Origin of the sequence: Tenacibaculum amylolyticum (assembly GCF_964511145.1) — a bacterium.
Classification (GTDB): Bacteria; Bacteroidota; Bacteroidia; order Flavobacteriales; family Flavobacteriaceae; genus Polaribacter; species Polaribacter amylolyticum.
The window spans coordinates 241,675-257,162 of the sequence record NZ_CAZEFZ010000076.1 but is presented as its reverse complement, the minus strand read 5'-3'; the positions used below and the strand labels follow the sequence as shown (position 1 = coordinate 257,162).

The window sequence follows — 15,488 nt, the reverse complement described above, 5'->3', positions numbered from 1 at the left end:
AAGGGATGAATTTTCTTTAGATAGAAAACTCATGTTTTTCTAAAATTTGTAGAATTAATCTAGAAATTGCTTCGTTGGTATTTTTATATGCTTGCTGTAACGTATCTAAAATTGAATTGTTTAAGTTTTGTTTTTTAGACAAACCAATAAGTGCTTCTGCTTTTACAGCAGCATCTGCGGTAGATTGAAATACTTCTAATAATTCTTCTTCAGAGCCTCCCATTGCATAACCAAACCAAGTTGGAGTATCGGCCAATAAATCTTTAGAAATGATTTCGTCTAGCCAGCGTTCGTACCAATCTAAAAAGTTGTCTTCAAACGTAAATTTTGGTTTTTGCATTTCTATAGAGATATTCACAACTTTTCCTGTATAAGGTCCGTTTAATACTAGTCCGTGTATATACGAACATCCTTGTGAACCAATAGGAAGAATACCGCCAAATATCTTTCCAATTTCTGCTGCATATACATCATCTGAAGTGTCATCATCTTCAGCAATAGCTATAAGATTTTCCCAATAACTATCAGACATTACAGGGTGTAAGACACAATCATTTTTTAAATTAACTTCCGTATTCTCATAAATAAGCTCATCTACTTGCTCTCCAAACGGATAAATTCCATAAAAAGGACCTGCTGCAGAATTTGCAAATGATTTTCCTCCATTTCCTAATTGTAAAATAAATGCTTTGTATGAATCGGGTAGTTGTAGCGCATATTTTTGTTCAAAAGCAGTAACAGTATCTGTAGTAACGGGATCGTTTACTATGTATTGATGTCTGTCTGCGCCAAAAACTTGTTGATCTTTATCAATTGTAGCTGCTTTTTTTAGCTTCGATTGTATCCTCTCGATTTGGTGGGTGTACTTGTTCATAAATAAAATGTTTGAAAACTTACTTTTATGGGGGATAAAATCTTAGCTCGCACTATTTTATTCAATGGTCTTTGAATCCTCTCTACCTAATAAAATTTATTACTTTAATATTAGCTCCCCATTAAACTTACAATGTAAATTTCGGATTTTTTTTTAATAACTCATAATCAATACGATAAAATGCCATTTATTTGAAGGAAAAGTTTCGTTTTGTATAGACGAATGGAAATTTTAGAAGTGATGATTAATTTGAAGTTTTTGTTAAATAAGTATTATATTCCTAGAATTAACTTCGCAATACTAAAGTATATTAAGATACCAAAAATGTCGTTACTAGTTGTTATAAACGGTCCAGTAGCAATCGCCGGATCTATTCCTCTCTTATCTAAAAATAAAGGAATAAATGTACCAATTAGCCCAGCAACAATAATTACAACAACTAAAGAGACAGATACAGCAAAAGATTTCTGAAAATCACCGTCGTATAATAAAATAAAGATAAAGAGTACTATGGCTAAAGCCAATCCGTTTAAGGTAGCTAAAAGCATTTCTTTAATTAAACGTTTATTAATACTTCCTTTTACATCGTCGTTAGCTAAACCTTGTACAATAATTGCAGAAGATTGTACTCCTACATTTCCTGCCATGGCAGCAATTAATGGCGTAAAAAAGAATAAAACAGCATTTTCTTTAAAGGCATCGTGGAAACCACCCATAATAAGAAAAGCACCAATTCCTCCAATTAACCCTAAAAATAACCAAGGCAAACGAGCGCGAGTAAGTTCCATAATACCATCGTCTGCTTCTACATCTTGTGTAATACCCGCTGCTAATTGATAATCTTTATCTGCTTCTTCTTTAATTACATCTACAATGTCGTCAATGGTAATTCTTCCTACTAAAATACCTAATTCATCTACTACAGGAATTGCTTCTAAATCGTATTTACGCATTTTATTAGCAACATCTTCGGCGCTATCATGTACAGTTACATAATCTACTCTTGGAATATATACATCGGCAATTTTAGCTTTGGTAGAAGCCATTAAAAGATCTTTTAAAGATAAACGACCTTTTAATTTTCCGCTATCATCTACAACATAAATAGAATGTACACGGGTTACTTCTGTAGCTTGTTCTCGCATTTTAGTAACGCAACCTAAAACAGACCAATTTTCGTTAACTTTTACCAATTCCTTGGCCATTAGTCCACCAGCAGAGTTCTCATCAAAACGAAGTAATTCTACAATTTCTTTGGCATGCTCTTCATCCTCAATCTGATTCATTACCTCCTGCTTACGACCTTCAGGAAGTTCAGCAATTACATCGGCAGCATCATCGGTATCTAATTCTTCAATTTCTTCTGCAATTTCTTTGGCAGATAATTGCTGTAGAATTTTTTCACGAACATCATCGTCTACGTCCATTAAAACTTCCGAAGTAGTTTCACTGTCTAACAAACGTATAATGTACACAGCTTCATCAAAAGTTAATTCATCTAGTACTTCTGCAATATCTGCATGGTGTACATTTATAAATAGGTCAGAAAGCTGCGAATCTTTTTGATTTGCGATTAGGTTTGAAACGTTTTCAAGAAGCTCTTTAGTGATCTCTATTGCCATTGTTTGCAATTTTGTCCGTCAATACTATGAATTCTTGTACCGATAATTGTTCGGGACGCATGGCAAATATAGGGTCTTCTTTTAAGGTATCCGAAAGATTAAATGATTTTAAACTACTACGAAGCATTTTTCTTCGTTGGTTAAATGCAGTTTTTACCACTCTAAAGAATAGTTTTTCATCTACAGGAAGTGTATAATTCTCTTTTCGAATCATACGCATTACTCCAGAGTCTACTTTTGGCGGTGGGTTGAATACTGTTGGAGGTACAGTAAATAAATATTCTACATCGTAAAAAGCTTGGGCTAAAACAGATAAAATTCCATAAGTTTTACTTCCTTTCTTTTCAGCAATTCGTTGTGCTACTTCTTTTTGAAACATTCCAGAAAACTCAGGAACGAGATCTCTATACTCTAAAGCTTTAAAAACTATTTGAGAAGAAATATTATAAGGGAAGTTTCCAATGATAGCTATAGGCGCACCATTAAAAAGTTTACGTAAATTTTGTTTTAAGAAATCGCCTTCTATAATAGAAAAATGTTCTTTAGAAGTGTTGAGTGTAATGTGCTCTATAGGAAAAGTTTCTTGCAAATAGGTTACAGATTCTGAATCGAGTTCTAATACGGTAACTTTTGATTTCTTTTCTAATAAGTATTTTGTTAGAACACCCATTCCAGGACCAATTTCTAATACGTTTTCATATCCTTGCCCCGTTAATGAATCTGCTATTTTTTTAGCAATGTTTTCATCAGTTAAAAAATGCTGTCCTAAATGTTTTTTTGCTCTTACACTCATGTGGCAAAGATAGCAACTTATTCAGGGGTTTTAGTAAATAGTTTAATGGTATAATCTAAAAGTGCAGTAGAGCCAATTTTTCCATGACCAGGAACCACAGTTGTAATTTTTGGATACGTGTTTTTAATTTTAGAAACAGTTGTTGGCCATGCCGTGGTATTGGCATCATTTAGGTTTCCTTTTTTAGCTTTTAGGGATTTGATTAAACAACCACCAAATAATAAGTTGTCTTTAGGAAAATAAACAACAACATTATCTTTTGTATGTCCTTCTCCAAAGTATTGAACAATAATGTTTTCATCTCCTATCTGAAATTTTTTAATATTATCAAATCCTATTTGAGGAAGTGTAGTATTGTTACCTTTTGCCAAGTCAATTGTTAGATTAGAAGCATAAGAAGGAATTTGTTGTTGATGAAAAGAATCTAAACTACCTAAACAATCTACATGGAAATGTGTAGGAACAACAGCAATAACCGTGATTTTTAAATTAGTTTGTAACCAATTTATAAGCTCTTTTGATGCTTTTTCATTTGCAGGAGTGTCAAAAACAATCGCTTCTTTTTCATTATAAATTACAATACCATTACAAGGGACATTTCCGTAGCTCTCAGTTTTTAAAAAGGAGGTATGTAAAAATACATGATCCGATATCTTAGAGATTTCTAAAATATCGGATTTATAATTTTCTATTTTACTTTTACAATTTGATACTAATACTAGTAGAAAAAGTAAAATGATTTTTTTCATCTTAATTACTAGTAACTGTTGGATAAAATTCTTCAACAACTTTTAATTCTGTTCTGAAAGCTACCATTTTATCAGCAAACTTTTTCATACCATCTGAACGTAGTTTTTCAGCATCGTGCTTATAGTAATTATCTAAGTCTTCTCTTGTTTTTGCAGTATATTGAATAGAATAGGTTACTCCTCCCATTTCTTCTTCTACTAATACTTGTGCCATTTTAGCACTTAAGAATCTACCTGTTGCTAATACTTCTGGAATATGTGATTGCATCCACGTAATCCATTCGTCATGAACACTTTCGTCTATATTTATGGTAACGTTATATATATACATTCTAATTTGTTTTGTAGAAAACTCGTGTTTCCTTCTTTAAAGTGGCAAAGTAACTAATATTATATAGTATCACCACGTAGTTTGCGGTACTTTTTTCTGGCATCTACTAAGTAAATACTAGATGGATACTCAAAAATAATTTTTTGATAGTATTCTTTTGCTTTTTCTATGTCGTTTAATTTATTGGCATAGATTTCAGCAATTCGATAGTATGCATCGTCAGCTAAAATACCTTGTGGATCTAAAGCAATAATAGCTTCGTAATTTTGTAAAGCATTATCAAACAATTCTTTTTTTACATACAAAGAAGCTTGCTTAAACAACGCTTCATCTTCTATAGATTGTCCTTTGTAATTTTTTAATATACTATCTAGAATAGTTAAAGCTTCCTCATTTTTGTTTTGATATGATAATAAGTCCGCTTTAGCATATGCTTTTAAACCAGAAGGTATGCTGTCTTTTGGTTCGTTATCAGAAATGACTAGGAATAAATCAGCAGCATCATTAGCAATTAATTGTGTAGCAGAACCTTTTAAAACTTTTAATTGTGCTTTGGCCCATTTAAAATCGTCTTTGAAATATGAAGTTTGTGCCACTTTATATCTTGCTAATTGTCCTAGTTCATGATTTTTTAACTGCGTTTGAATTTGAGAATAGTAAATAAGTGCTTTGTTAAAAATGTTTTGATAGACTAATACATCGGCTAATTTTAATTTTACCCGTGCCTTTTGAAATTTATTGGTAGCAAATGGAAGTGCAGTTTCTAATACTTTTTTAGCTTGTTCTGGTTGATTCTTCTGAAAGGTTAGATAATCTGCGTAAGCAACTTGTATTGGGAACGTATTTCGATTGATACCAAACTCATCAAAAACAGCTTTGAATTTTTGTGCTACTTCAGGATCTTTAGTAGCTACGGCAATATGCAAATTCATTAGAATTGCATTGAATTTATCTCGCTGATAACTTGTATTAGCAATGGTAAAATCGAATGCTTTTTTAGCCGTTTCGTAGTCACTATTTTCAAAAGCAATTTCACCTAATTGATAAATGCCAGCCAAACGATCATTATTTCTTTGGTATAGTGCTTTGTTTTGAATAAAAGCTTTGCTATAATCTTTTTGTTTGATAAAAAGCCAACTTAACAAATCATTCCAAACATCTTTAGGATTCTTTGCCGACTTACGTAGCAAAGCTTTCTTAAATAATATGTTATTTTCATCTTCACTATCATCTGTAATGTATCTAGCAACATTTCGTTTTACAAAATTTAGATAGCTGTCATTTTTATCCAGATAATTAATATATTCATTAAACATGAACTCAAAATCACCTTTTTCTCCGTAAATACGGGCTATTTGAAAGCCGTAATTTGCATTTTTATTTATTTCAGAAGCTTTTTTATAAGCTTTTATAGCCAAATCTAATTTATTATATCCTCTGAGTAAATCTGCAATACTACCACCATAACCTGGGTTTTTAATAATACCGTTAATTGCTTTTTTATAATTAACATTTGCGTTTACAGTATCTTGCTTCTTTTCGTAATTGTATCCTAATATCACATACAAAGGAGCAAGGTTAGGTCTGTTTTTTAGTTTGTCAGCTAGTAATTTTTCTGCGGTTTCAAACTGATTAATTTCATGATAAGAAGAGATAAGTCGTTGTAGATACGTAGTGTTATATGGACTTTTATCTACCAGTTGTTTATAAAGCTGAGCAGCTTTTTTAAATTCGTTATTTCTAAAATAATTTTCAGCTAAGGCAAAAGTGCTAGCTTGTGCATAACTAAAAGTGTTATATATCAATAAAATAAGTAGTAGGAATCGTACTTTCATCAATCAAAAATAAGGAACATAAATGTTAAAATTTAATTAAATCCTCTAGTTTTTTATAAAAGGACTGTAATATTTTGGCACGAAGTTTGTCTCTATTGTAGAAACTAAACCAATTTAATTATGAAAAACTTATCTAGACAATACGACGTTACAAATAAAAAAGCAAAGGAGTTTATGAAGAATGGACAAATATCTCAATATTTTGAAGCTTTGCTTGAAATGAATAGATACAAAAAATTAATGACTGCGATTGCAGCCAATTAATTGATATATAAATTTTGTTTGAAGAAATCCAGTAATCTGAGGCGCGCACAGATTACTGAACATCTAAATACTAATTTAATTGATAATATCGAACCCACAATATGGAACTAATACTTCAGGTATTTTAATTCCTTCTTCTGTTTGATAATTTTCTAAAATTCCAGCTAATACACGTGGTAATGCTAAAGAGCTACCATTTAATGTGTGTACTAATTGGCTTTTTCCATCGCTATTCTTGAAACGTAATTTTAAGCGATTCGCTTGGAACGTTTCAAAGTTTGAAGCAGAACTAATTTCTAGCCATCTTTCTTGCGCAGTAGAATACAATTCAAAATCGAAAGTAAGTGCAGATGTAAATCCTGTGTCTCCACCACATAAACGTAAAATTCGATATGGTAATTTTAATTCACGTAAAATATCTTTGATATGCTCTACCATACCATTCAATGCATTGTATGAATTTTCAGGATGTTCTACACGAACAATTTCTACTTTATCAAACTGGTGTAAACGATTTAATCCACGTACATGTGCACCATAACTTCCAGCTTCTCTTCTAAAACAAGGTGTGTATCCAGTAACACTAATTGGTAATTCCGAGCCTTTTAATAAATTGCCACGAAACATATTTGTTATAGGCACTTCTGCAGTTGGAATTAAATATAAATCATCTGCAGTTACGTGATACATCTGACCTTCTTTATCTGGTAACTGCCCTGTACCAAAACCAGAAGCTTCATTTACTAAATGAGGTACTTGTACTTCATTATATCCTGCTGCTATATTTTTATCTAAAAAATAATTAATTAAAGCACGTTGTAAGCTAGCTCCTTTTCCTTTGTATACAGGAAAACCAGCTCCAGCTACTTTAGCACCTAAATCAAAATCGATAATATCGTATTTCTTAGCAAGCTCCCAATGCGGTAATGCTTTTTCTCCTAAGTCAGGAATAGTTCCTTCACGAAAAACTTCTTCATTATCATCTTCACTAGTTCCAGTAGGCACAGAAGTGTGAGGAACATTAGGAATTTGATATAATAATTCTTGAAGTTTAGCAGTAGCCGTATTTAATTCTTCTGTTAAGGTTTTTGAACTTTCTTTTAATTGACCTGTTTTCTCCTTAAGTAAGTTTGCTTTTTGAACTTCTCCAGACTTAAATAAACTACCAATTTCTTTGGACAATTTATTCGACTCAGCTAAAGTAGTATCTAATGAAACCTGAGTAGATCTTCTAGTTTCATCAACTTTTAATACTTCCTCAAGAATTTCTTCGGCATTCGCAAAATTTCTTTTTGCCAATCCCTCTAAAACAGTTTGTTTGTTGTCTCGAATAAATTGAACTTGTAACATGATGTTTAAAATTTAGGCGACAAAGATAAAAGAAGCCTAACATTTAAACAACGGCTAGTTTATATTATTCTGAATGTAATTTAATGATTGTACTTTATCAGCTTTTAATTGATTGGTAAGCGCTTCTATAGAGTCAAATTTTTGTTCTTCTCTTAGGAAGTAAAGTAACTCTACATTAATGTAGGTACCATATAAATCTCCAGAATAATCAAAAAAGTTTACTTCAATAGTTTGAGAGTCGCCATTTAGTGTTGGACGATTTCCAATGTTCATCATACCAAAGTAAGATTGTTCTGCTATTATTGCTTTCACAACATATACACCTGCTTTTGGAATAATTTTATAATCTTCTGCAATCTCAATATTAGCAGTTGGAAAGCCAATCGTATTTCCAATCTTTTTTCCATCAACTACTTTGCCTTTTATAGAAAAATTATAACCTAAATAGTCATTTGCTGTTTTCAGCTTTCCTTCTTTTAAGGCATTTCTAATTTTAGTAGAACTTACAGATACATTATCTATGTCTTGAGCAGGAATTTCTTGAACTTCGAAATTATAGATGTGTGAATATTCAGTTAATTGCTCAATATTACCTTCTCTGTTTTTCCCGAAGTGATGGTCATAACCAATTATCAATTTTGATATTTTGAGTTGGTTAACTAAAATATCTCTAACAAAGTCTAGTGCAGTAAGCCTTGAAAACTCTCTACTAAATGGATGTATAATTAAATAATCCAGTCCTGTTTTTTCTAATAATTGAATGCGTTCATCAATTGTATTAATAAGTCTTACCGATGATTCTTTTTGAAGTACCATTCTTGGATGTGGGAAAAAGGTAAGCAAAACAGATTTTTTATTATAAGCCTTAGCTTGGGCGACCAAATCTTTAATAATTTTTTGATGACCTATATGTACGCCGTCAAAAGTTCCTATGGTAACATAAGTTTCTTGTGTAGGAATAAACTTGAAAATTGAATGGACTGTTTCCAAATTGAAAATATAATTTGGACAAATTTACAAGTTAAAATGCCAAATAGAGATTTTTGAGAATAAAATGTGATAATGATAAAAAAAGCGATAAATATTGAATGAAAATTAATAAAAACTGACAAAATATTTTAGGAATGAAAAAAAATTGTATTTTGCGTAATAGTTAACAAATTATTTACATTATGATAAAAAAGTTATTATTGGCAGCGTTTACGTTGTTTGGTAGCTCATTAATGATCGCACAAACTACCATTACAGGTACTGTAAATGATGCGAGTCTTGGAGGTCCTTTACCAGGGGCCGATATTAAAGTTTCCCGAAAAGCGGTGGGTACAAATACCGATTTTGACGGGAAATTTATTTTAACTGTTTCTGATACACCACCATTTACGATTGTAATATCTTCTTTAGGGTATCAGTCACAAACAGTAGAGATTACGCAAAACAACCAAGTTGTTGAAGTTGCATTAAAAGAAAATGCTACAGCGTTAGATGAAGTTGTAGTTTCTGCTTCGAGAACACCTGAAAGAGTGATGGAGTCTCCAGTAACAATTGAAAGGTTTGATTCGAGAGCAATTAAAAATACATCATCTCCTTCATTTTATGATGGTTTAGAAAACTTAAAAGGAGTAGATGTAAATACGAATAGTTTAACATTTAAGTCTGTAAACACAAGAGGTTTTGCCACTTTTGCTAACACGCGTTTCATGCAATTAGTTGACGGAATGGATAATGCATCACCTGCATTAAACTTCTCGTTAGGTAATTTATTAGGGTTGTCTGAATTAGATGTAAACAGCGTAGAATTATTACCAGGAGCTTCTTCTGCTTTATATGGAGCAAATGCTTTTAATGGAATTATGTTTATGACAAGTAAAAATCCTTTCAATGATCAAGGGATTAGTGCTGTAGTTAAAACAGGTTTAACAAGTCAACAAGCAGCTGGAGATAATGAATTTTACGATGCAAGTGTTCGTATGGCATATACATTCGACGATTATTTTGCTGCAAAAGCTAGCTTATCTTATTTAAAGGGTACAGAGTGGTTTGCTACAGATTACAGAAATACAGTTAATGGAGCTTATACTTCTGGAACAAGAGAAACTGATATCAATTATGATGGATTAAACGTTTATGGTGATGAGGTTTCTACAAATATTAGAGGTGTTGCTCAAATATTAGAAGGATTAGGAGTTGTTCCTGCTGGTGCTTCAGCATTAGTACCAAGTGTCGATGTAAGTAGAACGGGTTATGAAGAGAGAGATTTAATGGATTATGATGCTAGAAGTTTAAAATTTGGAGGATCTTTACATTACCGTCCTTGGGGTAACGATCGCTTAGAAATTATATGGAATACTAAATATGGTAGAGGTAATACGATTTACCAAGGTGCAAACCGCTACTATATTAAGAACTTCTTTATGGAGCAACATAAATTAGAGTTGAGAGGAAAGTATTTCTTTGTTAGAGGTTACCTTACTTCTGAAGATGCAGGAGATTCTTACGATACACGATTTACTGCAATTAACATTAACAGAAGTTGGAAAGATGATCAAACTTGGTTTGGTGAATATGTAGGAGGATATTTAGGAGCAGTTTTAGGAGGTGCTACAAACGATCAAGCACATGTTATCGCTAGAAATACTGCACAACAAGGAGCTTTAGTTCCTGGAACTGCAGCATTCCAAAACGCTTTTAATACAGTAACTTCAGAACCAGATTTAACGAGAGGTTCTAAATTCCAAGATAGATCTCAAATCCGTCACGTTGATGCAAACTTAAATTTAAAAGAATATATTGATTTTGCAGAAGTGCAAGTAGGAGGTTCTTATAGAGAATATAACTTACGTTCTAGTGGAACTATTTATACAGACTTTGATGGACCAATTACGTACGATGAGTATGGTGTATATACACAAGTACAGAAAAAATTAATGGATGATAGGTTAAAGCTTACTGGATCTATCCGTTATGATAAAGCACAAAATTTTGATGGAAATTTCTCTCCAAGAATTTCATTTGCATATGCAGCAGGAGAGCAAAGAAATCATAATTTCAGAGCTTCTTTCCAAACTGGTTTTAGAAACCCAACTACGCAAGATCAATATATTGGTTTAGATGTTGGTAGAGCGTTTTTAGTAGGTTCTGCACCAGATAACTTAGATAGATATACTACGCCAGCAATAACATTAAGTGGAGCTGGAGCTGCTATTGTAGGTGCTCCAACGATGTCTTTATCAGGTAGAGTGGCTTATGAAAATGCATTCTCTTTATCATCTGTTTTAGCTGGAAATCCTGAAGCGGCTAATGCTGGTTTAGTAAAACCAGAAAAAGTTACTGCTTATGAAATAGGATATCGTAGTGCGATTCCTACTGGAGATAATAAATTAGGTGTTGATTTAAGTATCTATTATAACGACTATGAAGATTTTATCTCTGTAGAAAATGTGGTAGCACCACTTTATGGTAATGTAAATCTTTCTGATACTGCACCAATTGGTCCAGGAGGAGCACAAGTTCCATTGGCACTTGCGGCTTTAGCAAACGGAGATAGAGCTGTATTCAATGCTTACACAAATTCTAGTGCAGATATTAGTTCTTATGGAGCTACATTAGGTTTAACTACTAAAGTATTTAACGGATTTAATGTTGCTTTAAATTATACATGGTCTAAGTTTGATTTCAACCAAGCCTCTGATCCAGATTTTGAACCAGGATTTAATACACCAGAGCACAAAGTTAAATTCCAATTTGGACATTCAAATGTTTTTGAAAACTTTGGATTTAATGTAAATGTAAGATGGCAAGATGAGTTTTTATGGCAATCTACTTTCTTAGATGGTATTGTTGATGCCAGAACAGTGTTAGACGCACAAGTGAATTATAGAGTTCCTTCTATAAAGTCAGTATTTAAAATTGGAGGAGCAAACTTAACAGGTCAAGAATATATTAGTGCACCTGGTGTTGGAGCAATAGGTTCTCAATATTACATTTCTTGGACAATTAATAACTAACTAAAAGATGAAAAAAATGAAATTTAAATATAGCTGGTTACCAATTGCATTGTTAGGTTTAACAGCATGTGATGTTAATAATGATTTAGAACCAATTCCAGCAATAGAAACACCTGTGGTTGAAATTAGCGCAACAGGATTAGATTTTTCAAATTATATTTCTATTGGAGCATCTTTTACTGCTGGTTTTACAGATAATGCATTGTTTATAGCTGCACAAGAAAATTCTTTTCCAAATACAATGGCAAAGAAATTTCAAATGGCAGGAGGAGGAGATTTTTCTCAACCTTTAATGAATGACAATATTGGAGGATTATTATTTGGTCCTAATGTAATTCAAGCCCCAAGATTATTTTTTAATGGTTCTGCGCCTGCTGTTTTAGATGCTACACCAACTACAGATGTAACAGTAAAACTACCAAGTCAAACAAATAACTTTGGTATACCGGGAGCAAAAAGTTATCACTTTGTTGCACCAGGATATGGAAGTGTAAATGCAGTACCATTGCAAAGAGCAAATCCTTATTTTGCTAGATTTTCGTCTTCTGAGACAGCAACAGTTTTAGGTGATGCAATGGCAAATAATCCGACATTTTTCACATTATCTGAAATTGGAGGAAATGATGTTTTAGGTTATGCATTATCTGGAGGTACAGGTGTAAACCAATTAGGAAATCTTGACGCTTCTACATATGGTTCTGCTGATATTACAGATCCAAATGTATTTACAAGTGTTTTAAATACTATGGTAAACACTTTAACAACAAATCCTGAAGTTAAAGGAGTAATGGCTAATATTCCATATATTACTTCATTAGCACACTTTACAACAGTTCCTTACAATCCATTAGATCCAACTGCAGCAACAGATGCTGGGGCTCAACTAGCAGCTCAAATCCCGTTATTAAATACAGTGTATGGAGCTATTAATCAGGTTTATGCTGGAGCTGGAGAAGCAGAAAGATCAATTGTTTTTGCTACGGATGCAACAAACCCTTTAGTTATTTTTGATGAAGATGCTAGAGATTTATCTGGTGCTATTACTGCAACATTAGGAGCTAGTCCTACTTTTGTTCCTTTTGTACAGTCTTTAGGTTTACCTGCTGCTGCTGCACCATTAGTAGCGCAGTTGTTAGGAGAACAATACGGAAAGGCAAGATCTGCAACAGCTAACGATTTATTTGTGTTGCCAAGTAGTTCTATTATTGGTACAGTTAATGAAGCAAAGGCTGCTTCTTTAATTGCTGATAGTGGAGGATTATTACCAGCAACTTTAGCAGGGCAATTTTCTGCTGAAGGAGTTACACTTCCTTTAGCTGATAAGTGGGTGTTAACACCTCAAGAGCAAGCTGAGATAAAAACAGCTACAGATTCGTATAATACTACGATAAAAACAATTGCAGATAGCAAAGGTTTAGCTTTTGTTGATTTTAAAACAATTTTACAAGAAGCTGCTACAAATGGATTACCATTTGATGATTTTATCATGACTACTAATTTAGTTACTGGTGGTTTGATAAGTTTAGATGGTGTGCATTTAACTGCTAGAGGATATGCTTTAATGGCGAATAAGTTTTTAGAAGCTATTGATACAACATATGGAAGTAATTTTGCTGAGGCTACAGATGGTTTAGCTAATGCAAATAATTTCCCAACAAATTACTCGCCATTATTAAGGTAGAGTATTTTTAATATCATAATGTATAAAAGGTTGAGGAATAAATCCTCAACCTTTTATTTTTTCTGTTGATCGTTATTTATAATGTACTTTTTATACTTTCCTTTTCTATAACGATGATATATAAAAACAGGCATGAGTATAAATGACATGTATAATACACCTAAGCCCATAACAATTTGCGCTTTTGGGTGTTGGGTGTTTAGTAAATAAACGCCTATAATCATCCAAATTAGAAATATGATGAATAGTATTTTAACTAAGGTTTTCATATCGTAACTTTTAAAGAGGTAAAAATAAAAAAACCTACCAAAGCTATTGATAGGTTTTAAATGTATTTTAAGAGTGTTTTATTACATTTTCATTAACCAAGTGCGCATATCTACTTCTTCTTTGATAATTGCTCTTAATTCTTCTATTTTAACACGTTTCTGTTCCATAGTATCTCTATGACGAATTGTAACTGTATTATCTTCTAATGTATCATGATCTACTGTAATACAGAAAGGAGTCCCTGCAGCATCTTGACGACGGTAACGACGCCCTACAGCATCTTTTTCGTCATAAGCGACAGTAAAGTCCCATTTTAAGTCATCTATAATTTTTCTAGCTATTTCTGGTAAACCATCTTTTTTAACTAATGGTAATACAGCAGCTTTTGTTGGTGCTAAAACAGCAGGTAACTTAAGTACAGTTCTTGTAGTTCCGTTATCTAATTCCTCTTCTTGTAAAGATTTAGAGAAAACAGCTAAGAACATACGATCTAAACCAATAGAGGTTTCTAAAACATAAGGAACATAACTTTTGTTTTCTTCTGGATCGAAGTACTGTAATTTCTTTCCAGAGAACTCTTCATGTGCTTTTAAATCAAAGTCAGTACGTGAGTGTATTCCTTCTAATTCTTTGAAACCAAATGGGAACTTAAATTCAATATCGGCAGCAGCATCAGCGTAATGCGCTAATTTTTCATGGTCGTGAAACCTATAATTGTCAGCACCCATTCCTAAAGATAAGTGCCACTTTAAACGTGCTTCTTTCCAGTGTTTATACCATTCTTTTTGTGTTCCTGGCTTTATAAAGAATTGCATTTCCATTTGTTCAAATTCACGCATTCTGAAAATAAATTGTCTTGCTACAATTTCGTTACGGAATGCTTTTCCTGTTTGTGCAATTCCAAAAGGAATTTTCATTCTTCCTGTTTTCTGAACATTTAGGAAGTTTACAAAAATACCTTGTGCTGTTTCTGGACGTAAATATACTTGCATTGCACTATCTGCTGAAGCTCCTAATTGCGTACCAAACATTAAGTTGAATTGCTTAACATCTGTCCAGTTTTTAGAACCAGTTAATGGATCTGCAATTTCTAACTCTTCAATTAATGCTTTTACATCTGCTAAATCTTCATTTTCTAAAGATTTTGCTAACCTAGAAAGAATCGAGTTTATTTTTTCTTGATATCCAAGAACTCTTGGATTCGTTGCTAAAAACTGATCTTTATCAAAAGAGTCTCCAAATCTTTTAGCAGCTTTTTTAACTTCTTTTTCGATTTTAGCTTCAATTTTAGCACAATAGTCTTCTACTAAAACATCTGCTCTATATCTTTTTTTACTGTCTTTGTTATCAATTAAAGGATCATTAAAGGCATCTACATGGCCAGATGCTTTCCATGTAGTTGGATGCATTAGGATTGAAGCATCGATACCTACAATGTTTTCATGCATTTGTACCATTGCTTTCCACCAATAGTCTCTGATATTCTTTTTTAACTCAACTCCATTTTGAGCATAGTCGTATACAGCACTAAGACCGTCATAAATTTCAGAAGATTGAAAAATATATCCGTATTCCTTAGCGTGTGAAATTACCTTTTTAAATTGATCTTCTTGTTTTGCCATGGTGCAAAAATATAATATGGTTTTAATTTATAGTATTTTAAAAATAAAAAAGTGAAGAAAATAAGATTCTTCACTTTTTTATACTTGTATTTT

The 15,488-nt window shown here is 32.5% G+C and carries 13 protein-coding genes; 3 read left to right on the top strand and 10 right to left on the bottom strand.

All coding sequences use genetic code 11. From position 1 onward, the window contains the following. Positions 1-16: 16 nt before the first annotated feature. The 6 genes from ACKTTC_RS19095 to ACKTTC_RS19070 form a co-directional block, all read right to left on the bottom strand. Entirely contained in the window at positions 17-874 is an 858-nt protein-coding gene (locus ACKTTC_RS19095; protein ID WP_408041467.1) for an SMI1/KNR4 family protein, read from the bottom strand. 272 nt (positions 875-1,146) lie between these two features. After that, positions 1,147-2,496, bottom strand: a complete 1,350-nt coding sequence (gene mgtE / locus ACKTTC_RS19090) for a magnesium transporter (RefSeq protein ID WP_408041466.1) — start codon at positions 2,494-2,496, stop codon at positions 1,147-1,149. Further along, a complete protein-coding gene (gene rsmA / locus ACKTTC_RS19085; RefSeq protein ID WP_408041465.1) occupies positions 2,477-3,289 on the bottom strand; it encodes a 16S rRNA (adenine(1518)-N(6)/adenine(1519)-N(6))-dimethyltransferase RsmA in 813 nt (270 codons plus the stop codon). Before rsmA ends, mgtE begins: the two co-directional genes overlap by 20 nt. Positions 3,290-3,306: 17 nt before the next feature. Next, a complete protein-coding gene (gene bla / locus ACKTTC_RS19080) occupies positions 3,307-4,038 on the bottom strand; it encodes a subclass B1 metallo-beta-lactamase (protein ID WP_408041464.1) in 732 nt (243 codons plus the stop codon). Position 4,039: 1 nt separating this feature from the next. Next, positions 4,040-4,369, bottom strand: a complete 330-nt coding sequence (locus ACKTTC_RS19075; protein ID WP_408041463.1) for a DUF4286 family protein — start codon at positions 4,367-4,369, stop codon at positions 4,040-4,042. Positions 4,370-4,428: 59 nt separating this feature from the next. Further along, on the bottom strand, positions 4,429-6,204 hold the full coding sequence (locus ACKTTC_RS19070) for a tetratricopeptide repeat protein (RefSeq protein WP_408041462.1): 1,776 nt from the start codon (positions 6,202-6,204) through the stop codon (positions 4,429-4,431). 120 nt (positions 6,205-6,324) lie between these two features. Here ACKTTC_RS19070 and ACKTTC_RS19065 point away from each other — a divergent pair, with 120 nt between their 5' ends. Beyond that, entirely contained in the window at positions 6,325-6,468 is a 144-nt protein-coding gene (locus ACKTTC_RS19065) for a hypothetical protein (RefSeq protein ID WP_408041461.1), read from the top strand. Between the two features lie 75 nt (positions 6,469-6,543). Here the strand turns inward: ACKTTC_RS19065 and serS are convergent, their stop codons facing one another. Both serS and ACKTTC_RS19055 read right to left on the bottom strand, forming a co-directional pair. Then, on the bottom strand, positions 6,544-7,818 hold the full coding sequence (gene serS / locus ACKTTC_RS19060) for a serine--tRNA ligase (RefSeq protein ID WP_408041460.1): 1,275 nt from the start codon (positions 7,816-7,818) through the stop codon (positions 6,544-6,546). Between the two features lie 54 nt (positions 7,819-7,872). After that, the gene (locus ACKTTC_RS19055) at positions 7,873-8,808 is read right to left on the bottom strand and encodes a bifunctional riboflavin kinase/FAD synthetase (RefSeq protein WP_408041459.1); all 936 of its coding nucleotides are present in this window, start codon (positions 8,806-8,808) and stop codon (positions 7,873-7,875) included. 182 nt (positions 8,809-8,990) lie between these two features. On the opposite strand from ACKTTC_RS19055, the gene ACKTTC_RS19050 reads away from it, so the two are divergent. Further along, a complete protein-coding gene (locus ACKTTC_RS19050) occupies positions 8,991-11,822 on the top strand; it encodes a TonB-dependent receptor (protein ID WP_408041458.1) in 2,832 nt (943 codons plus the stop codon). A gap of 16 nt (positions 11,823-11,838) precedes the next feature. Then, positions 11,839-13,503: a G-D-S-L family lipolytic protein gene (locus ACKTTC_RS19045; protein ID WP_408041457.1), complete on the top strand. Its 1,665-nt coding sequence runs from the start codon at positions 11,839-11,841 to the stop codon at positions 13,501-13,503. Positions 13,504-13,556: 53 nt separating this feature from the next. On the opposite strand, the gene ACKTTC_RS19040 is transcribed toward ACKTTC_RS19045, so the two are convergent. Both ACKTTC_RS19040 and ACKTTC_RS19035 read right to left on the bottom strand, forming a co-directional pair. Continuing rightward, positions 13,557-13,772 (bottom strand): hypothetical protein, encoded by a 216-nt coding sequence (locus ACKTTC_RS19040; protein WP_408041456.1) that lies wholly within the window; start codon positions 13,770-13,772, stop codon positions 13,557-13,559. Positions 13,773-13,853: 81 nt separating this feature from the next. Beyond that, positions 13,854-15,395 carry a glycine--tRNA ligase gene (locus ACKTTC_RS19035; RefSeq protein WP_408041455.1) on the bottom strand — a complete coding sequence of 514 codons (1,542 nt, stop codon included), beginning with the start codon at positions 15,393-15,395 and terminating at the stop codon, positions 13,854-13,856. Positions 15,396-15,488: the final 93 nt, after the last annotated feature.